Source organism: Lignipirellula cremea, from assembly GCF_056501455.1.
In genome coordinates, this window is sequence record NZ_CM151415.1 from 5,196,920 (window position 1) to 5,216,861 (window position 19,942).

At 65.5% G+C, this 19,942-nt stretch carries 16 protein-coding genes; 8 read left to right on the forward strand and 8 right to left on the reverse strand.

The annotated features are described in order from the left end of the window. Nucleotides 1-28 precede the first annotated feature (28 nt). Nucleotides 29-1,741, reverse strand: a complete 1,713-nt coding sequence (gene ggt / locus SH602x_RS20280; RefSeq protein ID WP_479474032.1) for a gamma-glutamyltransferase — start codon at nucleotides 1,739-1,741, stop codon at nucleotides 29-31. Between the two features lie 297 nt (nucleotides 1,742-2,038). Here ggt and SH602x_RS20285 point away from each other — a divergent pair, with 297 nt between their 5' ends. From SH602x_RS20285 to SH602x_RS20300, 4 genes are all read left to right on the forward strand, one after another. Further along, on the forward strand, nucleotides 2,039-5,458 hold the full coding sequence (locus SH602x_RS20285) for a PSD1 and planctomycete cytochrome C domain-containing protein (protein WP_479474033.1): 3,420 nt from the start codon (nucleotides 2,039-2,041) through the stop codon (nucleotides 5,456-5,458). A gap of 27 nt (nucleotides 5,459-5,485) precedes the next feature. Continuing rightward, nucleotides 5,486-6,904, forward strand: a complete 1,419-nt coding sequence (locus tag SH602x_RS20290; RefSeq protein ID WP_479474034.1) for a DUF1501 domain-containing protein — start codon at nucleotides 5,486-5,488, stop codon at nucleotides 6,902-6,904. Between the two features lie 154 nt (nucleotides 6,905-7,058). Next, a complete protein-coding gene (locus SH602x_RS20295) occupies nucleotides 7,059-8,075 on the forward strand; it encodes an aldo/keto reductase (protein ID WP_479474035.1) in 1,017 nt (338 codons plus the stop codon). 58 nt (nucleotides 8,076-8,133) lie between these two features. Then, the gene (locus SH602x_RS20300; protein ID WP_479474036.1) at nucleotides 8,134-9,030 is read left to right on the forward strand and encodes a hypothetical protein; all 897 of its coding nucleotides are present in this window, start codon (nucleotides 8,134-8,136) and stop codon (nucleotides 9,028-9,030) included. A 158-nt stretch (nucleotides 9,031-9,188) separates the two neighbouring features. Here SH602x_RS20300 and SH602x_RS20305 read toward each other — a convergent pair whose 3' ends face one another. From SH602x_RS20305 to SH602x_RS20320, 4 genes are all read right to left on the reverse strand, one after another. Then, entirely contained in the window at nucleotides 9,189-10,565 is a 1,377-nt protein-coding gene (locus SH602x_RS20305; RefSeq protein WP_479474037.1) for a DUF1552 domain-containing protein, read from the reverse strand. 11 nt (nucleotides 10,566-10,576) lie between these two features. After that, on the reverse strand, nucleotides 10,577-12,967 hold the full coding sequence (locus SH602x_RS20310) for a DUF1592 domain-containing protein (protein ID WP_479474038.1): 2,391 nt from the start codon (nucleotides 12,965-12,967) through the stop codon (nucleotides 10,577-10,579). Between the two features lie 442 nt (nucleotides 12,968-13,409). Further along, nucleotides 13,410-13,880 (reverse strand): Imm48 family immunity protein, encoded by a 471-nt coding sequence (gene imm48 / locus SH602x_RS20315; RefSeq protein ID WP_479474039.1) that lies wholly within the window; start codon nucleotides 13,878-13,880, stop codon nucleotides 13,410-13,412. 81 nt (nucleotides 13,881-13,961) lie between these two features. After that, nucleotides 13,962-14,219, reverse strand: a complete 258-nt coding sequence (locus SH602x_RS20320) for a hypothetical protein (RefSeq protein WP_479474040.1) — start codon at nucleotides 14,217-14,219, stop codon at nucleotides 13,962-13,964. A gap of 267 nt (nucleotides 14,220-14,486) precedes the next feature. Between SH602x_RS20320 and SH602x_RS20325 the strand changes: the two genes are divergently transcribed. Next, on the forward strand, nucleotides 14,487-14,849 hold the full coding sequence (locus tag SH602x_RS20325; RefSeq protein WP_479474041.1) for a hypothetical protein: 363 nt from the start codon (nucleotides 14,487-14,489) through the stop codon (nucleotides 14,847-14,849). A 173-nt stretch (nucleotides 14,850-15,022) separates the two neighbouring features. Here SH602x_RS20325 and SH602x_RS20330 read toward each other — a convergent pair whose 3' ends face one another. Further along, nucleotides 15,023-16,009, reverse strand: coding sequence for a hypothetical protein (locus tag SH602x_RS20330; RefSeq protein ID WP_479474042.1), 987 nt, complete (start codon nucleotides 16,007-16,009; stop codon nucleotides 15,023-15,025). A gap of 336 nt (nucleotides 16,010-16,345) precedes the next feature. On the opposite strand from SH602x_RS20330, the gene SH602x_RS20335 reads away from it, so the two are divergent. The 3 genes from SH602x_RS20335 (at nucleotide 16,346) to SH602x_RS20345 (ending at nucleotide 18,857) form a co-directional block, all read left to right on the forward strand. Further along, nucleotides 16,346-17,341 (forward strand): NADPH:quinone reductase, encoded by a 996-nt coding sequence (locus SH602x_RS20335; protein ID WP_479474043.1) that lies wholly within the window; start codon nucleotides 16,346-16,348, stop codon nucleotides 17,339-17,341. Nucleotides 17,342-17,352: 11 nt separating this feature from the next. Then, entirely contained in the window at nucleotides 17,353-17,898 is a 546-nt protein-coding gene (locus SH602x_RS20340; RefSeq protein WP_479474044.1) for a hypothetical protein, read from the forward strand. A 71-nt stretch (nucleotides 17,899-17,969) separates the two neighbouring features. Further along, nucleotides 17,970-18,857 (forward strand): class I SAM-dependent methyltransferase, encoded by an 888-nt coding sequence (locus SH602x_RS20345; RefSeq protein WP_479474045.1) that lies wholly within the window; start codon nucleotides 17,970-17,972, stop codon nucleotides 18,855-18,857. Here the strand turns inward: SH602x_RS20345 and SH602x_RS20350 are convergent. Together SH602x_RS20350 and SH602x_RS20355 are read right to left on the reverse strand one after the other, a co-directional pair. Next, nucleotides 18,821-19,039, reverse strand: a complete 219-nt coding sequence (locus SH602x_RS20350) for a hypothetical protein (RefSeq protein ID WP_479474046.1) — start codon at nucleotides 19,037-19,039, stop codon at nucleotides 18,821-18,823. The genes SH602x_RS20345 and SH602x_RS20350 overlap by 37 nt on opposite strands. 233 nt (nucleotides 19,040-19,272) lie before the next feature. Next, a complete protein-coding gene (locus SH602x_RS20355) occupies nucleotides 19,273-19,899 on the reverse strand; it encodes an RNA polymerase sigma factor (protein ID WP_479474047.1) in 627 nt (208 codons plus the stop codon). Between the last annotated feature and the right edge of the window lie 43 nt (nucleotides 19,900-19,942).

Consider the following 19,942-nt stretch of genomic DNA (forward strand, 5'->3'; position numbering starts at 1 on the left):
GACAGAGTCCCGTCGAACAGGAAGAGCTTCAATGGCCCGCCGCAAGGCTGTCCGGGTCGCGGCGATCGGCTCCGCCATGCAGATACCCGGTCGCGGGGTCGACGACGATGACCTGAGCGACGCCCTGGTTGCCGGTCTCGGTCAGGTCGTGGCCGAGTTCCTTCAGCAGGGCGAGCGTGTCGGGCGAGAAACGGCGGCGCTCGTAGACGATCCGGTCGGGCAGCCACTGATGATGGATGCGGCCGTAGTCGACCGCTTCCTGAGCGTTCATCTCGAAATCGACGACGTTCACGATCGTCTGCAGCGTCGTGTTGATGATCGTTCGTCCGCCCGGCGAACCGGTCACCATGAACAGCTTGCCGTCCTTCGTCAGGATCGTCGGCGACATGCTCGACAGGGGTCGCTTGCCCGGCGCGGCGAGATTGGCTTCCGTGCCGATGAGGCCGGTCGCCGTCGTCAGGCCGGGCCCCGCGTTGAAGTCGCCCAGTTCGTTGTTCAGCAGAAAGCCCGCGCCCGGCACGACGATGCCGGATCCGTAGGAATACTCCAGCGTGTACGTCAGCGCGACGGCGTTGCGGTCCTTGTCCACGACCGAGAGATGCGTCGTCTCGTCGCTTTCGTACGGCCACTCGAACGAGTCGGGGTCGGACTTCGACGCCCGATCGAGGTCGATCGCAGCGCGCAGCTCGTTCGCGTATTGCTTGGAGATCAGGCGTTCGACCGGAACGTCCGCGAACTCCGGATCGGCGATCCACCGGGCGCGGTCGGCGAAGACCCGCCGCATGGCCTCCGCGTAACGGTGCAGGTAGGCCGCGGAGCCGGGGCCGAGTTCCTTAAGGTCGTACGCCTCGAAGACGTTGAGCGCGGCGATGATCGAGATGCCGCCCGAACTGGGAGGGGGCATGCCGATCACGTCGAAGCCGCGGTAGGTTCCGACGAGGGGGACGCGCTTCGCGACCCGGTAGGCCTTCAGATCCTCGCAATCGATCAGGCCGCCGTGAGCTTTCATTTCCTGCTCGATCAGTTCGGCGGTCTTCCCTTCGTAGAAGCCCTTGGGGCCCTCGTCGCGAATCCGCTTCAGCGTCTCGGCCAGATCGGGCTGTCTCAGGATCTCTCCCGCGCGGATCGGCTCCCCGTCGCGCGTGAACTGGGCCATCGAGGCGGGGTAGGGCGCGAAGTCAGGGATCGCCGCCTTCAACGTCGACTCGAGTCGGAAGCTGACGACGAAGCCCTGCTCGGCAAGTTCGATCGCCGGCTCGATCAGCCTTTCCCAGGGAAGCGAACCCTGTTCGCTCCAGGCCAGATGGAGCCCCGCGGGCGTGCCGGGCACTCCGACTGACAGATGGCTTTCGTGATGCCGCCTCGGATCGTACTTGCCGTCGACCAGCCACATCTCGGGCGTCGCCGCGCGAGGCGCCCTCTCGCGGAAGTCGTAGGCGATCGGGTCGCTGCCGTCGGCAGGGCGCCCTTTACCTGGCCGATAGAGCAGAAAGCCTCCGCCGCCGACGTTTCCCGCCGCGGGATGCGTCACTGCGAGCGCGAAGGCGGTCGCCACCGCCGCGTCGACGGCGTTCCCTCCCTCTTCGAGAACCGACGCCCCCACCCGGGTCGCGATCGCCTCCTGGGCGACGACCATGCCGTGCCGTGCGATCGTCGGGGGAGAACCAGCGAACGCGACGACAATCGACATAAAGGGGGATAGCGAAAGGGCGATCAGCACGAAGCGAACGGGAAGCTGCATCGTCGCGGTTCCTGGCAAAGACGGATACGACTTCCGCAGCATACTCGGGAGGAGGGGACGCGGGTCGAGGCAGAAACCTCGGTTCGAACTTTGGGGAACGCCGTTGTTCGATCGCGGCTGGGCTAGCCAGCCGCGAGACGCAAGCCGGAAAGCCGTGGCTTGGGGGCTGTTCGTCGCGTATCCTGAAGGAACCCTCCTGCTCGCCGCCGATGTCCTTCCCAGGCGAGTCGTTCCTGGATGCAGCGTCTCCTCGGCTGCGTCCCTGTGGACGGCCGCGCTGTTCGTTCAGGATCGACGATGCCGCCCGCCTTTCGCGAACTCGCTGCCGCGTCGGTCGTCTGGACGCTGATCGCGCTCGGGCCCTCGTTCCACGCCCGGGCTGACGAGTCCGGGACGGGAGCGTCCGCTCCGACTCCCGAACAACTGGAGTTCTTCGAGAAGAAGGTTCGCCCGGTCCTCGTCGCCCATTGCTACGAGTGTCACAGCGCCGGCTCGAAGAAGATCGAGGCCGGCCTGCGGGTCGATAGTCTCGCGGCGCTGCTCGCCGGGGGCGACTCGGGGCCGGCGATCGTGCCGGGCGAGGCCGACGCGAGCGAGTTGATCGCCGCCGTCCGTTACGAGTCGTTCGAGATGCCGCCCACCGGCAAGCTGCCCGAGGCGGAGATCGCTGCGCTGGTAGAATGGATCGCGATGGGCGCTCCCTGGCCCCAGGAGGAAGACCCCGCGGCTGCGACTCCCGCGAAGCCGAAGTTCGACCTGGCCGCACGCAAGGCCGAACATTGGTCCTGGCAGCCGGTCGGCGATCCGGCTCTTCCCCGGGTGCAGAATGAAGCCTGGCCGCGCGACGCAGTCGATCGGTTTCTGCTGGCCAGGCTCGAACAGGCGAATCTCGCCCCGGCTCCCGAAGCCGAGCGCCGCACGTACATCCGAAGGCTCTGGTTCGATCTGCTCGGCCTGCCGCCGACGCCGGAGGAGATCGCCGCCTTCGTCCGCGACGATGCGCCTGACGCCCACGAACGGCTGGTCGATCGCGCGCTCGCTTCGCCGCGATTCGGCGAACGCTGGGGGCGTCACTGGCTCGACCTGGTCCGGTACGCCGAATCCCGCGGGCATGAATTCGATAACGATGCGCACGGCGCCTGGCGCTATCGCGATTACGTTATCCGCGCGCTGAACGCCGACGTGCCGTACGACCGGTTCGTCGTGGAGCATCTGGCCGGCGATCTGGTGGAAGCGCCTCGGATCGATCCCGCGGGCCGCGCGAATCAGTCGATTCTCGGCACGGGCTTCTATCACCTAGGCGAATGGGTCCACTCGCCCGTCGACGTGCGGAAGGACGAGAACGATCGCTTCGACAACATGATCGACGTGACGACGAAGACCTTCCTCGGTCTGACCGTCGCGTGCGCCCGCTGCCACGATCACAAGTTCGACGCGATTTCGACGACCGACTACTACAGCCTCGCCGGGTTCCTGCAGAGCAGCGACTACCGCGAGACGCCGGTCGAATCGCTCGAACCGAACCGCGTCGTCGCTCAAAAGCTGGCGGAGCTCGACCGGCGGACGCAGTCGGCGATGAGAACGACGATCGTCGAATCAGCGGGCGAGGAAGCCTCTGCCGCACGCGTCGCCGCCTACCTGCTCGCCGTCCGCGACGTCTGGAACGCCCGGCAGGAAGTCGCCGCAGCCGATGCTCAGGCGATCGAGGCATCGACGGCCGAGATCGCAGCGCGGCATGGCGTCGACCGAGATCGGCTGGCGAAATGGGTCGTCGCGCTCGAACAGGCGGCTGAGGAGAAAGACGCCCTGTTCGGATCCTGGAGAGCGATCAGTCAGACGGAAGGCTCGCCCGCCGCGGCGCCAGGTCCGGTCGTCGCTCCCGCTTCGGCGAATCGCCTGATCGTCGACTACGCGATCTGCGACGATTCGCAGTTCCTGCAGGATGGCTTCTCCTTCGGCGCCGATCCGATGCGCCGGGGCGATCTACGCCTGGGCGGAACTCCGGACGCGCCGACCGTCGAAGTCGCTCGTTTCGGGGCCGCCGTTCGCGACGCCGCGTGGAGCGGTTTCGCTGCCGCGCTCGATCCGAAGACGAACGAACAGAGCCGCCTCCTTGAGGTTCCTCAGGCAGGGCGAACGCTCCGCACGCCGACGTTCGAACTGACGACCGGCAAGCTTTCGATTCTGGCCAAGGGCGCCGCCCGGGCGTTCGTCGTCGTCGACTCGCATCGCCTGATCTTCGGACCCCTGCATGGCGAGACGCTGTTCGACTTCGATCATCCCGGCGATCCGCAGTGGCGAACCCAGGGCCTCGGTCGCTATCTCGGCCATCGGGTGCATGTCGAGATCACGCCCAGGGGCGACGTGCCTCTCGAAATTCTCAAGATCGTCGACGGCGATCCGCTGGCTGAAACGCCGGTCGTCGGCGACGCCGTCGCGAACGCTGACGACCGGCCTGCATCGGATGCGGAATCGATCGCTCGTTCGCTCGCCGAACGCTTCGTTCTCGCAGTCGCAAAATGGTCGAAGCTCGAAGCCCTCGAAGAGTCCGACGTCGCGGACGCCGGCCTGTGGCTGTTCGAGCGCCGGGAACTCTTCGTCGCCGACGCTGCCGCGCTCGATGCGAAGTTGCACGAGATCGCCTCCGTTCATCTGAAGGAGCGGGCAGCGCTCGCGACGCGGATCGTCAACTCTTCGCCGCTGGCGATGGCTATGGGCGACGGCTCAGGCGAGAGCGAACTCGTTCACATCCGCGGCAGTCACGAGAACCTCGGCGACGAAGCGCCGCGACGCTTTCTCGAAGCGCTGGCCGGCCCCGAACCGATGACGATCGGGCAAGGCAGCGGTCGCCTCGAACTGGCGGAACGCTTGGTCGACGAGGAAAATCCCTTCTTCTCCCGCGTGATCGTCAACCGCGTCTGGCAGCATCTGTTCGGTCGCGGCATCGTCCCGACGGTCGACGACTTCGGCGTGCTGGGCCAGGCGCCCTCGCACCCTGAACTGCTCGATCGGCTGGCTCATGACTTCCTCGATGACGAGGAACGGTCGATCAAGCGTCTCGTTCGCCGGCTGGTCCTGACGTCGGCCTATCGGATGGAGAGCCGATTCGATCCGGAGCAGGAAGCCCTCGATCCCGGCAACCTGCTCTGGCATCGCATGCCGGCCAAGCGCCTGGAAGGCGAAGCGCTCCGCGACGCGATGCTCGCGATCTCGGGGCGGCTCGACGAATCGATGCACGGCCCGCCGATCCCACTGCACCTGACCGAGTATATGGACGGTCGCGGACGCCCCGGCGTGAACGGCCCGCTCGACGGCGCCGGCAGACGGACGATCTATCAAGCGGTGCGCCGCAACTTCCTCTCCCCCTTCCTCGCCGCGTTCGACACGCCCGGCCCCTTCAGCACGATGGGCCGCCGCAACGTCTCCAACGTGCCCGCCCAGGCGCTGACCCTGCTCAACGATCCGTTCGTCATCGAACAGGCCAGGCTCTTCGGCGTACGGGCTCTGGCGCTTTCGGAAGCGTCGACCGACGACCGCATCGTCTGGATGTACGAAATGAGTTTCGCCAGACCGCCGGAAGCCGAAGAACTCCTCCTCGTCCGCGACTTCCTCGCGCAGCAGGCTAGCGTTCGTGGCGTCTCGCCCGAAGATCCTGCCGTCTGGGGCGACCTCGCCCATGCCCTGTTCAACGTGAAGGAGTTTCTGTTCGTGCCGTGAGCACGGGCTGAAACGACGGAAGCGCCTATGACCCGCTCCAGTCATTGCGGACGCTACTCTCCCGCGCCGATCAGTCGTCGCGAGGCGCTTCGTCGCTGCGCGGGAGGCTTCGGCGCCGTCGCGCTGGCGGCGCTCTCGACCGACCGTACCTTCGCGAGCGAGGCCCACGGTCCGCACTTCGCTCCCCGCGCGACGAGCGTGATCTTCCTCTACATGGACGGCGGCCCCTCGCAGGTCGATACGTTCGACCCCAAGCCGGCCCTCGACAAGTACCACGGCAAGGACCCGGGCTCCCTCTTCAAGGTCGAGCCGACGCAATTCAACAATAACGGCGTCCTCCTCAAGAGCCCCTGGAAGTTCTCGCAGTACGGCGAGTCGGGCCTGCCGATCAGCGACCTGTTCCCGCACGTCGCGAAGCATGCCGACGAACTGGCCGTGATCCGTTCGCTGACCAGCGAGTTCAGCGAACACACCTTCGCCAACTACTTCCTCCACACGGGCAGCGGCTTTCAGGGCCGCCCCAGCATGGGCGCCTGGACGACGTACGGACTGTCGTCGGTCAGCCGCGACCTGCCCGGCTTCGTCGTGCTCAACGGCGGCCTGATTCCGCCGGGCGGTCTCGACTGTTTCGGCAGCGGCTTCCTGCCCGCCAACTTCCAGGGCTCGCTCTTCAAGCCGAGCGGCGCCGGCGTCGCGAACGTGCAGCCGGGCGACGCGGAGAAGATTCGCGCGGGCAAGCTCGACCTGATGAGGTCGCTCGATCGCGGCGTGGTCGAGCGCGAGGGCGCTCACGACGCCATCGAATCGGCGATCGAGAACTGGGAACTGGCCGGTCGTATGCAGGCGGCAGTGCCCGACCTGATGAACTTCGCCGACGAGCCGGAGCATATCCGCAAGCTCTACGGCCTCGATGCGGAGTACGGCCCGACGAAGACCTACGCCGCGGAGTGCCTGCTCGCGCGGCGGCTGGTCGAGCGGGGCGTGCGGTTCGTCGAACTCACCTGCCCCGGCGTGGGGCACGATCGCTGGGACCAGCATTCGCGATTGAAAGAAGGACACGAGAATAACTGCCGCGCGACCGATCAGCCGATCGCGGGACTGCTCGCCGACCTGAAGCAGCGGGGGATGCTCGACTCGACGCTGGTCGTCTGGGCGGGCGAGTTCGGTCGCACCCCCTTCGCCCAGGGCAGCGACGGCCGCGACCACAATCCCTTCGGCTTCACCGTCTGGATGGCCGGCGGCGGAGCGAAGGGAGGCGCCGTTCACGGCGCGACCGACGAGTTCGGCTACAAGGCGATCGAGGGGCGCCAGGAGATGCACGATCTCCACGCAACCATGCTGCACCTGCTGGGCGTCGACCACACCCGATCGACCTTCCGCTTCGGCGGTCGCGACATGCGCCTGACCGACGTCAAGGGCCACGTGATCGAGTCCGTGGTAGCGTAGGGTCGCGTAGAATCGGCGACGCTCGGCTCTCGCTCTTTTAGGGCAGGCGCCCCGCCTGCCATTGCGGCTGGTACAAGCTTCGTGGCAGGCGGGGCGCCTGCCCTACAGGAAGACCCAGAGGGCTAACGCCCCCCGCTCAGGAAGACTCTGCTTCATGCGCCTCCGCACCCTCGGCAAGACCGGCATCCAGGTCGGCGAACTATCGCTCGGCGGGCTCTTCACCTCCTCGCTCGCCGGCGGCGTCGACGAGACGAGGAAGATCCTTCGCCGCGCGGTAGACCTGGGGATCAACCTCATCGACACGGCGCCCGCCTACGCCGACAGCGAGGCGACGCTCGGCCCCGCGCTGGCCGAGATCGACGCCCCGCTGATCATCTCCACCAAACTCGGCGGGCGACCGCAGCCGTTCGATCCGCAGGATCCCGCGGGGCTGCTGGCCTCGGTCGAGGAGAGTCTGCGTCTACTTCGGCGGGAGACGATCGACCTCCTTTTCGTGCACGAACCCGATCGTCCCGGTCAGTATCCCTGGTGGACCAGCTACGATCCGCTCGACGGGCCCGTGCTGGGCGTGATCAACCGCCTGAAGCAGCAGGGGAAGATCCGCTACTCCGGCCTCGGCGGAACGACCGTCTCCGAGATGACGTCGCTGGTCCGGTCGGGGCTGTTCGACGTCCTGCTGACGGCGTTCAACTACAACATCCTCTATCGCGAAGCCGCCCGCGATCTGCTCCCCGCGGCGACGGAGCTCCATATGGGCGTCCTGCTGGGATCGACGATGGGCCAGGGAGGCATCGCCCGGCGCTTCGACGAGGAGGTTCGTCGCGGGGCGCCGTGGCTCTCAGGCGCTCGGCAGGAGCAACTCCTCGCGCTCTACGCCCTCTGCGACGAAGCGGGCATGGCGCTGCCGGAGATGTGCCTGCGATTCGCCGTAGGGTCGGAGCTGATCCACACGATTCCGATCGGCGCGAAGAACGTCGCCCAACTCGAAGAGTCCGTCGCCGCCGTCGAAAAGGGGCCGCTGCCTGAGGACGTCCGCCAGCGCCTCGACGAGATCGCCGCCCTCGTCCCCTTCCGCCCCTTCGAAGAGCCGATGATCCTCCCCTTCGGCAAAGCCTACTACGGTCCCGGCTCCGCCAACGTCGGCGCTGGGGTGAAGGTGGGGAGGTTGTGAGCGAGTTACAACTCGCGTTTAACCTCGCTAGATAACTATCCGATCGCGACGGCGGGATATGCAGAACTTAACTCCTTCGGCCCGTGTCCTCATCGCGACGCTCGCTCTCTCGATCGCGAGTACAGGTTCGTCTCGTTGCGACGCCGAGACGATCGTCGACGAAGCTCGCGGGTACACGCTGAGATTGCCGGAAGGCTTCGTCGAGGTCCCTGACGACGTTGATTTCGGTCCGACCATCGATCGCGCGTTTTACCGCGGCGATCTGAACGACGACCAAGCGGACATCCTGCTGCTCGTAGACCCGATGAACGGGACGATCGGACGCGAGCGGCTTTCGCCCGATCATCTACCGCCGGGATTCCAAGGACGGCTGGCTCGTACGAAATGGAAGAGCTTCGACGTCGACATGTTCGTCGTTCCCGAGACCGCGAACGGCGTCGATTTTCTGACGTACAACGTTCAGATTCCTTTCGTCCCTCAAGCCGTTCAGTTCAAGCTCTTCGGTCCCGCAGATCGGGAGGCTGAACTGGAATCGACGCTCGTTGAAATCCTCGCAGGTCTCGACGGCGAATCGAACTGGTCTCGCCCCGAATCGGAGGGAAGGAGACTTCGCATGCTGTCGTCGCCATGGATCTCGGAAGACAGTTTCCCCACCATCTTCATCGCTTGCTTGATCGCGTTCGGAGTAGTCGGGCTGGTCGTCTTCTACCTGTTGTCGCGATTCGGACCTCCGGCCTCCGTGCTGATCGCGGGCCTCTGCCTGTTCGCGGCAAGCTGGGCCATTCCAGAGAACGACTATCGCGAGCTTCGCGGACTGGAAGGCGGGATGAGAATGCTCGGCGACGCCGGAATTCTCTTGGGGATCGCCGACCTAGTCTTCAAGCGATGGCGAAAACCCCGAGCGGCGCCGTCGAGCGTTGAGCCGGAGTCGCAATCGAACGATGCGGTTCCGTAGTTCGTAGGGTGGGTCATTGACCCGCCGCATGCGTTCGAGGCGGCGCATATACGCCGGATCGAACCGCACGACGAATGCGGTTCGACCGCGAACCGCTCGCAAATCTACGAGAGGAAACGTGGGTCAATGACCCACCCTACGAAGAGACGACGAAGCGCTTACGCAAGTTGGTCGAACTTGCCGGTCGAGTCGCCGAACTTGTCGACGAAGATGCCGTGGTGTTCGAGCATCTTCACGTAGAGATTGCAGAGCGGCGTGTCCCCCTTCGCGCGCAGGCGGCGGCCGGGGCGGATCTGGCCGTTCGCCTTGCCGGCGAGGAGCAGGGGGAGGTTCTTCTCCTGATGGCTGTTGCCGTCGCGAATGGTCGAACCGAACAGGATCTGGCAATGGTCGAGCAGCGGCTCGCCTGCTTCGTCGAGGCCCTTCATCCGTTCGAGCAGGTAGCTCGTCTGCTCCAGGTGCCAGGTCACGATCTTCTCGTAGACGACGAGGTTCTCTTCCTTATTCTGGTGATGCGAGATGCCGTGGAAACTGCCGTTCACGCCGTCGAGGAAGTTGAAGTTCCTTCCCGTCTGGGCGTTGCCGTACATGAACGTCGCGATCCGCGTCGTGTCGGTCCAGAAGGCCAGCACGAGGATGTCGAGCATCAGCCGGACATGCTCGGGGTGACTCTCCGGGATGCCGGGGCCGGGCCGAGGCACGTCGAAGCGACCTTCGTTGATCCAGCGCTTCTGCGGCTTGAGCGAATTCTCGATCCGGCGTTCGACCGAGCGGACCGATTCGAGATACTCCGCCAGCTTCTCGCGATCCTGCGCGCCGAGCTTCCGGTCGAGCGACTTCGCCTCCGACAGCGCGAGGTCGAGCACGCTCTTGTCCGCCTTCGCCAGCGCGCTCGTCACCGCAGGCTGACGCGTCGTGAAGCCGGAGACGGGAGGCGCCGCTGAGCCCGTCTTGAACAGGCGATCGAACGCCAGTCGCGGAACGATCTCGCGCGGGGCGGGCGTCTGCGGATCGCGCCAACTGATGTGCGAGCCGTAGATCCGCGTGAAGCCGCCGCCGACGTTGTCGACGCCCTTGTACGTTTCGTCGACCGCAAGTTCCAGCGACGGCAGCGGCGTCTGATCGCCGATCTGCTTCGCCAGAAACTGATCCAGCGACGTGTTGCCGACGTCGAGATCGCGACCGCTGGTCCTCACGACGAAACCGCCCGACAGGAAGGCGGGGATCTTCGGCCAGTGGCCGTTACGTCCCACCGACTTTTCGTTCCAGAGGTTCTCCAGCAGGCAGAAGTCGTCCTTCACCTTGCCGAACGATTTCAGGATCGGCGTCAGCTCGAACTTCTCGTCGTCGCCGGGCGGCGTCCAATGATCGGGCCGCACGCCGTTGGGCATGAACAGAAAGGCCGACCGAAGCGGGGGCCGGTCGAGCGTCTCCGATCCGCGGGCACGCGACGCCATCGCCTCCAGCCAGGGAAGCGCGAGAGCGACGCCCGCTCCTCGAAGAACCGTTCGACGCGAAAGACGGGGAGCCGTCATGGCGTTTCCTCCTAGGCAGGTTCCGGGGCGGATTCGGGAGAGCGGGTCGTTTCCGCCGCGTTCGGCTCTGCAGCGGCTGGCGCGTCGACGTCCGTCAGGTTAGCAGGCGCCTCGATGCGACGAAACGGCGCAGAAAGCGCCACCTCGCGGACCAGCGACCTGACGCGATAGTCGTCCGTCGCCAGCTTCTGCGAAATTCGCTGGACCGTGCAGTCGTCGCCGTCTTCCAGGCTGCGCCCGAGGGCGTAGCCCAGAACCTTGCGAGTCAGGTGGCGAACGTAAGGGTCGCGGCGCTCGGACAGGACCTGCTTCAGGCCCGCGAGCCCCTCGAACGATTCGCCGGAGGGAAGCGACGCCGAGGCGTCGATCTTCGCGTCGCCCTCTTCGTCGCGCCAGCGACCGAGGACGTCGTAGTGATCGAGCGAGAAGCCGAGCGGGTCGATCAGGTCGTGGCACGCGGCGCAGGTCTTGTTCTCGCGATGCACGGCCAGCGCCTCGCGGACGGACTTCTTCTTTTTCTTGTCGACCTTCAGTTCGGGAATGTCGGGCGGAGGCGCAGGAACGCGGACGCCGAGCAGGGTCTCCAGAATCCAGCCGCCGCGAAGAACGGGGCTCGTCCGGTTGGGGTACGACGTCGCCAGATGGACCGCCGCCATGCCGAGCGTTCCGCCGCGCCGCCCGTCGTCGAAGACGATCTTGCGGAACTCGCCCGCCTTGCCGGGGTCCTTCTTCGACTTGCCCTCTTCGGCCCGCTTCGTGTCGTCCTCGATCAGACCATAGTGGCGTGCCAGTCGATCGTTCGCGACGGTCCAGTCGCCGAGGACAAGATCCAGGACGCTGCCGTTCTCTTTCAGGAGCATCGCGAACATGCGGACCGGTTCCGCCCGCATGTCGTCGAGGAGTTCCATCGTGAAGTCTTCGCGGAAGTCGTCGACGCTGGGCGTCACCCGGGCGCCGACCTCCGACGTGCCGAGCCACTGGCCGACGAAGTCCTCGGCGAAGCGCTCCGCCTTCGGATCGTCGAGCATCCGATCGACTTCCTTCGCGAGCGTCGCGTCCTCCTGCAGCTTTCCCTCGCCAGCGATTTCCAGCAGGCGATCATCGGGCGTGGACGACCAGAGGAAGTACGACAGCCGCGTCGCCAGTTCGTAGTCGCCGATCGGCTGCGACTCTTCCGACTCGGGAGCCGCCTCCAGTCGGAACAGGAAGTGGGGCGACACGAGCATCGTCTTCAGCGGCAGCTTGATCGCTTCCTCGAAGGGAGCGCCCGCCTCTAGCGTCTGATCGAAGACCGCGACGTAGGTGTATAACTCCTGGTCCTCCAGCGGACGACGAAAGGCGCGACGACCGAATTCGCGGACGATCCGGCTGGCTTCTTCCCGCGGGTTCTCGACCGGCTTCAGCGCTTCGAGTCCGAGCAGCCGGCGGTGGCGCTCTTTCCGTTCGTCGGTCGCTTCGACGACGCGCTCGCGAAGTTGCATCGACGCGACCTCCAGCGGTTCGTCGCCTTCGCAGCGGATCGAAAGGTAATGGTCGCCGCGCGGCAGCCGCAGCACGGCCTCCCGCTCGACGGTCTTGTCCTGATCGCCGTCCGAAAGATCGAAGCGCTCGGCAGCGATGCCGTCGATCTTCAGAACGGCCTTCAACGCCCCCTCCGGCGCTCGCAGTTTCAGAACGACGTCAAAGTCCCGATCGCCGTAGGACGACACGAAGGCGGCGATCTCCTGTTTCGGCGCGAGACGCCGCGGCTCATCGTTCTCCCCATTATCCGATGCTTCTTTCGCGGTATCGGAAGCCAGGAAATCCTGCGGTCCGAACTCGATCGTGCGCGGGTTCGAGACGATCGCGGCATCGACGATCCGACCCGCCGCCTCGATGAACCGCTCCATCAGCAGTTCGCCGAGGAACAGGGTCTCGCCGTTGTTGTCGAAACCTTCGCCGCCCGAGCCGTCGACCGGGAAGACTTCTTCGACCGGGAAATCGACGCCGGTCATGTCGAGAATCGTGTAGCGATACTCGCGACGGTTGAGCCGCCGGGCGGTAACAGGCGCCGCCGCTTCGCCGCAGTCGCAGGCCGTCGCTTCCAGCGTCCGCTCGATCCAGTCGGCGAGCAGCAGGCGCTCTTCCTCGCTCGGCTGCGTTTCGTCGGCAGGCGGCATCGTGCGATTGCGAAGCTGCTCCACGGCGCTCCGCCAGACGCTTCGCCCGGCGCTCATTCCTTCGACGGTCGTCGCCTGCATGAACAGGACGTGGTCATCGACCTCCGGCGCGTGGCAATCGCCGCAGAACTTCTCCAGCACCGGCCGAATGGTTTCCGCGTAAGCCACATCGGATGCTGCCGGCAGCGGTTCTTCCGCCTGGACCGAATTCAGGCCTGACGCCAGCGCAAGCGGCGCAGCCAACAGGACGAATCGCAGGAATGCGAGCGCACGTAGAAGCATCAGACAGGCAGGACGAGGCGGGCGGGAGGGAACGGCGGACGAGCGCAGGCAGGCGGGGGCGACTCATGCCGATGGTTCAATTTTAGAGGCGTCGATCGGCGGTCACAACCGAAAAGGACGCCTCGCTTGCCGGACCAGCGTCCCATGGCTGGCTTTCTGAGGAATCATTTCGACACGGCGCCGTCAGGCAACGCTCGTGTGCCACGGCTGGCTTGCCCAGCCGTGAAGAATCCTCGCCAAAGCCTTCTGTCTCGATCGTCGCGACCATGCGATATCGGACAGGTCCACCTTTCAGGGCCGACCACTCAACCGCTGCCGCACGGCTGGACAAGCCAGCCATGGCGCACAAGACGAGCGTGCTCCACGTTTCGACGGAATTACGCCCGATCACACGGAGAGCGAGCTAAGGCGTTTCGCCTTCCTCTTCGTCCTCGTCGCCGAACTCTTCGTCGCCCTCTTCGAGGTCGCCTTCGTCCTCGCACTCTTCGAGGAGCGCGGCGAGCGACTCGACGGCCTCTTCTTCGCCGTTTTCGAAGGCGGCGATCGCCTCGGCGCCGGTGTCGATCAGCTCCCGCGTCTCTTCGTCCGCGGTCGCCTCGATCATCATCTCGGTCACGCCGCCGAGCATTTCCTGCGGCCAGTCGAAGAGCCGCTTCATCAGTTCCTGGAAGGCCGATTCGATCTGCGGCTGCGAAAGCTTCGCCGGCTCGGCGAAGGCATGCACCGAGCCGAACGCGAACAGGCAGAGGACGTACCGCTGCAACTCCGATTCGTCGAGCGCGACCTCGTCGACGTATTCGAACGACGCCTCCATAAAGGCGGTAGCGCGATCGACGACTTCGTTCTCGGTGATACCGCCGGACGATGCATCCATGATGAGGTCTTCTGCTTTTGCGTTACGAACGAAAGCCGCAGGGTCCTTGGAACCTGGGCAAGCGCCCCCCAGCATAGCGACTTACGCCGACTCGGGGCTGCGGGGCTCGGACGAAGGGAGTTGCACCGCCCGTCGGTCGCGGACCATCGTCGCGAAGCCGATCAGGACGACGCCGATCCACCAGGCGAGCGTCGACAGGACGTTCGAGACATCGGCGAGGCTGTAGGCGAGTTCCTCGTCGCCCAGAAAGTCCCAGCGATAGACGGCCAGCGTCACGAAGTCCGCCGCCGCGGCGAACGTCACGCTCAGGATGCCCAGGATCGCGAGCAGGGGTTTCATCGGCGCCGTTCCCGAAACCGTCCGCCGAACGGCGTCGAACGCCATCCCGACGGAGACAAGGATTTATCTTCCGGAAGCAGCCTATCTTCGCTCTGCCAGCGGCGCCAGCTTCCGCTCCTGTCCGCTCGACGTTCGGTCCGGTGGGGGAGGGGGAGAAGACTATCCGCGCGCCGTCGCCCGCCGCATAATGGCGGGGTGAGCTGCACTTTCCCGCCCCGCGTCTCGCGACGCCCCATTGCTTGGCCGCAGAGCCAAGAGGTCGAATCGATGAAAATCGGAAGCCTGTTCGCGGTCGCTGCCGGAATCGCGGTGGCGCTGTTCGTCGGCTGCGAAACGCACAGCGTCAGCATCCCCGCCAGCACGACGACTACGGCAGCCGTCGCCGGCGAAACGATGGTCGTTCACGTTCCGGAGATGATGTGTCCCTTCGCCTGCTGGCCGGCAGTTCAGAAGGATCTGGCCGCTCAGCCTGGCGTGCTGGAAGTGGAGCTCGCTCCGCAGAAGGACGAGAATACGATCGACAATCCGAAGGTCTTCGTCCGCGTCTCCGAAGATTTCGACCAGACCGCCGCGGTCGAGAGCCTCGCCGAAGCCGGATTCAAGGGATCGGAAGTCGCGGCGGCGAACTGAGTCGCAGGCGTCGCTCTTTTAGTGCAGGCGCCCCGCCTGCCAATGCTGCGTGTACCCGTGTCGTGGCAGGCGGGGCGCCTGCCCTACAAAACTCGCCGCGCGCGCCCGGTCGAGGCCTTGCGACCTCGACCGACGGGCTCGGCGGGATTCACATCCCCCGCTCGCCAAAAGAATTACCGCCGGGCGACGCTGCCGTTGGCCAGGTAGAACGACACGTCGTCGACGACCCAGGGGGTCGACCAGGTCTTGCCGTCGTCCATGTTGGCGACGTTGAAGAAGACCGTCTCGAACCACTTCGCCTGATAGCCGTACGGGAATTGCGACGTCAGGCGATCGTTCGCCGTCAGGTTCTCGATGCCCGGCTTGGCGTAGTAGTGGACCGCTCCGTCCGGCGTGAACGACATGCCGAGCGTCCACCAGCCCGGCTGCTCGATCTTCGGTCCGAAGATGTCGTGCCCCGTCGGACCCGAGCGGACGATGATCTGGGCGTGGTCGTGGTCGGTCTTGCCGTCGGTCACGCTGTGAAACTGGATGAACATGCCGGGCCAGTACTCTTCGGCTTCGGTCTGCGACCCCAGGCCGAACAGTCCGCCGCCGCTGGTGGTCTTCGTCGTCAGGCAGCCCGCACGGATGCCGAACGAGACGCCGGTGCGATCTTCCCACTCTTCGAACGGCGGCAGATAGACCCGCGTCGTGAAGTTCGGCGACTGGCTGACGGAGATGTTCCCCCCCACCTTCGAGGCGCAGTTCATCAGGAAGTCGTCCTGCTGCATCTTGTAGGTGAAGCGCTTCGGGATGCCCGAGTAGAGCGTCCTGAGCATCAGCGCGCCCTGACTTCCGGGAATCCCGCCGGGCGGAGTTTCGACGCGGACGATGTAGTCCGGATGACCGCGCTTGGCGCTTTCCATCCAGCGGCGATTGGTCGAGTAGCCCGAGGGATACCGGACCTGCTCGTCCATTTCGTGGCTGGCCTTGGGATAGTTGTGGACGAAGCTCCACTCCGGATCTTCGAAGTCGTCGCCCACCTTGGTGATCTTCATCCCCGTTCCGGGAACGACGGGCTGATTCTGGGCGAGCGCCTCGCCCGCGGCGAACGCCGACAGGGTGACGGCCAGCGCCAGAGCCGCAGCTTTCGCGGGACGACGAGATCGGATACGCATCGAACGTGCCTCTTTGCCGGTCGAAGTGACGCAGTTCCGTGCCGTCGGTCCGCGGCGCGCCGATGCGCGCAGCCGCCCCCGGCACGGTCGCTCTCATGGGAATCGGATCCCGGACGGGCCGCGGTATAGAAAAATCCTTAAATCCGACAAAACCGGAAGCGGATCGGCGGGCGGCGAGGGCCGCGAATCTCAGAAAGCTCGCCGGTCGTGCCTCCCGCTTCTCCGCGTCCCGCGGCAGGGGTAGAGTGGCCGCAAGAAACGGAGTTTCGATCACCGACGCCGCATCCGTCTCGCGGGCAGCGAGTCGCGCCCGGCGTCCGTCGCGGAGAGAGCACGATGAAAGCCGCCTACATCGAACGGACCGGACCGCCCGACGCGATCCGCTACGGCGAACTTCCTGATCCGACTCCCGGCCCCGGCCAGGTTCTCGTCAGAATGCAGGCCTGTGCGGTCAATCCGATCGACGCCTACATCCGCAGCGGCATGATCGCGATGGATCTGCCGCTGCCGTTCGTCGTCGGCTGCGATCTGGCAGGCACGGTCGAATCCGTCGGCGAGAACGCGAACCGCTTCAAGGCGGGCGATCGGGTCTGGTGCTCGAACCAGGGCCTGCTGGGACGGCAGGGAACGTTCGCCGAGTTGTGCGCGATCGACGAGAAGTTCCTCTACCCGATCTGCGACGGCGTCGAATTCGAAGCCGCGGCGGCGAGCGCTCTCGTCGGCATCACGGCCCACCTGGGACTCTTCCGCGAAGCCCATCTCAAGCCGGGCGAAACGATTTTCGTGCAGGGCGGATCGGGCGGCGTGGGGTCGACCGTCATTCAGATGGCGAAGGCTGCTGCGGCGAAGGTTTTCGCGACCGCCGGATCCGACGAGAAGGTCGCGTACTGCAAGGAACTGGGCGCCGACGAAGCGGTGAACTACAAGACGACCGACGTCGCGGCGGCTTTCAAGGAGTTCGCCCCGGGAGGAGCGCACGTCTTCTGGGAAACGCAGCGGGAACCCGACTTCGACTTCATCGTCGGCTGCATGGCGGAGCGCGGGCGGATCGTGCTGATGGCGGGTCGCGATGCGCGTCCTGCGTTCCCGGTCGGTCCGTTCTACGTCAAGGGGCTCTCGCTGCACGGCTTCGTCATGTTCAAAGCGACGCCTGAAGAGATGCGGATCTGCTCCGAAGACATCAACCAGTGGCTTCGCGACAAGCGACTCCGTCCGCTGATCGGCAAGCGACTGACGCTCGCCCAGGCGGCCGAAGCCCATCGCCTGCAGGAGGAAAGCACGATCTCCAAGTCAGGCGCTCTCCACGGCAAGATCGTCATCACGCCGGCGTAGCGGAGGGCGACGTGATCGAGTTAGACGACCCGGTCTGGAGCGAACTCAAGCACGCGCATGGTTTTGCCGAGGACGTGCCCCATGCGCTCCGGTCGATCGAACGCAGCAAGTCGCTCACGCAGAAGTTCTGGGACGACCTGGAGCACAAACTGGTCCACCAGTGGTCGATCGGCTCGGCGAGTCTCGCGGCCATGCCGCACCTGGTGCGAATCGCGGGTGCGAACGGCGAGCGACGAAAGGGCTTTCTCGCTCTGCGTCTCGCGGCGATGATTCTTGCCAGCCTCACTAGCGGCCAGAACGGCCGACTCCCCCGAATTCGAGAGAAGGAAATCGACGGGCCGCTTCGGGACGCGGTCGCGGAAGGACGGCGGATCCTGGCGTCGATGATGAATCAGAAACGCAAGTCGTTCGCCGAAGAGATGGAATATCTCGCGCTAATCGCGGCGTTCGATCTGCGCTCGGACGTCGCGGGAATGCTCTGGGAACTGCAAGGCGGCACGTTCGTCTGCCCTCGGTGCGAAGCGGACGTCAGCGTTCACGACCTCTATTCCTATTGAAGCCGTACGCTTCGCCTCGTTCGCTTTCAATTCGCACTCGCAACGGCGACGTTGCACAACGCTTGGACGGCATGGCTTCAGACGATCGCTTCGCGTTCGGCGAGAACTGGTCGCGCTTCCTGCGACTGGTCGACGATGATCGTATCGCCGACGCGAAAGCGTCGCTGAAGGGCCTGCTGCGGCTGGAGAAACTGGAGGGGATGACCTTCCTGGACGCCGGATCGGGGAGCGGACTGTTCTCGCTCGCCGCGCGGAACCTCGGCGCTCGCGTCCGCTCGTTCGATTACGACGCCGACTCCGTCGCCTGCACGACTGAGATGCGACGAAGGTTCGGCGAAGGGGATGCGACCTGGATCGTCGAGCGGGGCTCGCTGCTCGACGAGGCCTATCTGGAAGGCCTTGGCCAGTTCGACGTCGTCTACTGCTGGGGCGTCGCCCACCATACGGGCGAGATGCGGCGCGCGCTTCATAACCTGAGCGAACGCGTTGCGCCGGGCGGTCGCCTGGCGATCAGCCTATACAACGACGAGGGGGGACGGTCCCGCGCCTGGATGGTCGTGAAGCGGCTCTACCAGCGACTCCCCCGACCGCTGCGACCGATCTACGCCTGCGGAATCTGGCTTTGGCAGACGCTGCGCAGAGCGGCGGTGACGACGGCGGCCAGCGCGTTCCTCCTCATGACGCTCCGCGATCCGACGGCGCCCTGGCGAAACTGGATCGCCGAAAGGCCGGGGCGCGGCATGTCGCCCTGGCACGATCTGATCGACTGGGTCGGCGGCTGGCCGTTCGAGGTCGCCGCGCCGGACGATGTCTTTCGCTTCTATCGCGACCGAGGCTTCAGGCTGGAAGAGCTGAAGCTCTGTCACGGGTACGGATGCAACGAATACCTGTTCGTTCGCTGCGCCGGGTCGAGCGAATCCGGTCAGTCCTCGGCGCCGCCGAATGAGCTGCCGGTCTGACCCTCGGGGCTGATGTAACCGTCGCCCGAGAGTCCGCCCCCCACGCCGACGTCATCGTCCGCCGCCGGCGAGGTCGATTCCATCACGCGCTGCATTCCGGGATTCCCTTCGCAGCCGACGCTCAGGAGAAGAGCCGACGCGAACAGGCCGGTCGCGAAGAGAGGGGCGGCGAGTACGCGCATGGGTCGCTCCGAAAGGTTGTTCGAGGGAAGGTTCGAGTTTCGGATACGACGTCTGTGCAAAGCGTGCGCCACCGATCGACCTTTCCCAGAGTTCCGTAACGCGCCGAAGCCTTCAGAACCTCCGCCTGAGCTTCCACGTCGAACAGCTCATTCGCATCTTCGACCTGGTCGACACCGCCGCCGTTCAAGCACGGCTGGACAAGCCAGCCGTCGGAACACGGACGTTCTGGTTCCTAGAACGTCGGCGCGTCGTCGCCCATGATCTCGCGCAACTTCGCGAGCGCGCGGGTGAGCATTACGCGGACCGAGCCATCGGTCTTGCCCAGCCGTTCGGCGATCTCTTTCGTCGGCAGGTTCTCTGCGTAGCGCATCTGGATCGCCTGCTTCGGCACGTCGTCAAGCTGTTCGATCGCGGCGAGCAGGCGGAACTCCCGCTGATTGCGCGAGAAAGCCGCGCTCGCGCTGGTCATGCTCGCGACCAGCAGATCCTCCATGCCGCGACCGTCGTCGCCGCCGCCCGCGCTCATCGGGATCTCTTTCCCGGCGTCTCGCTTGCCGCTGGCGAAGCGCCGATGGGCGTCGACGATCCGCCGCTCCGCCATCTGGCAGAGCCATCCGAAAGGGTCGCGATCGCCCATGTCGTACTCGGGCAGCGCCCGGAGCGCGGCGGCGGTCGCCTCCTGCAACAGATCCTCCGCCTCGGTCTTGCGGGAGAGCTGGGCGCTGAGGTTTCGCTCGATATACGCGAGCAATTGCGGCCGGCGAAAATTGACGTACTCCGCGAGCGCCGACGGCTCCCGCTTCCGGATGCGAACCTCCAGCGCTTCCTGTCGCTCGTCGCGATCTTCGGGTTCGGTCATGGGATGCAATCTTGAAAACGGTCTATCGCCGCTGATCAATGTA